Here is an 820-nt window from a genome sequence, read left to right on the forward strand (position 1 = left end):
GGTTTTACCCTAGCTGCGCGTGCTTATAGCCAAGGCTTTGAGGTCTTTATGATGCAAGCCCCTAACTCTTTAGATTTCAACGATTTTCTCTATTATTCAAGGTAAGTAATATGAAACAAGATAATAAAAATATTTTAGAGAATAATACCCCCGTCAATGATAACGATAATGCCTCTTTAAACGGTCATGCTTGTTTAAAAGCCATTCCTTATGAAGTCGCCTTGTAACAAAATGGGTGGAAGGAATTAAAACCGATTGGTACAGCTCTCTTACCCGTCGAACCTTTTCACGTTGCACAAGTGCCTTTAACTTTAAGTCGCTATATTTATGATATTGCTGAGCGTCAACAAGCCCCTCTCGATTTTATTGCTGTTTCTGCTCTCTGTGGTTTGGCGGCTCTCATTGGAAATGGCGTGCATATTGCTCCAAAACAGTATGATGATTGGAAAATTGTTCCTAATCTTTGGGGGGCTCTTATTGGTCAATCATCAACATATAAAACACCAGCAATGAAAGCCGCTTTAGCCCCCATTACTTGCCTTCAAAAGCAATGGTATAAAGAGTGGTTAAAGCAGAAAGAAAAACAAGAAATTGAAGAGAGACTAAAGAGTTTAGACAAAAGAGAAAAGGAAAGACAAGCCAATAAAGCGCTCAAAAAAGGAGAGTGTGAAACAGCCCGTGCTCTTTTGTATGAAACCCTCTCTCAAGACAATGATTATGATGATGATGTCTCTCGTTTTATTGTCAATGATACGAGCGTTGAAAAGCTTGGGGAACTCTTACAAGAAAACCCCCGTGGTCTTTTGATGGTTCGTGATGA

General features: G+C 39.4%; 1 protein-coding gene and 1 pseudogene. Both read left to right on the top strand.

Annotated elements, in window-relative coordinates:
- Positions 1–105: pseudogene (locus tag ABD917_RS08735) on the top strand (DUF7146 domain-containing protein); the annotation flags it as partial.
- 149 nt (positions 106–254) lie between these two features.
- A partial coding sequence (locus ABD917_RS08740; protein WP_345119671.1) for a DUF3987 domain-containing protein occupies positions 255–820 on the top strand: 566 nt, incomplete at its 3' end.

Origin of the sequence: Bartonella pachyuromydis (assembly GCF_039543065.1) — a bacterium.
GTDB classification, from domain to species: domain Bacteria; phylum Pseudomonadota; class Alphaproteobacteria; order Rhizobiales; family Rhizobiaceae; genus Bartonella; species Bartonella pachyuromydis.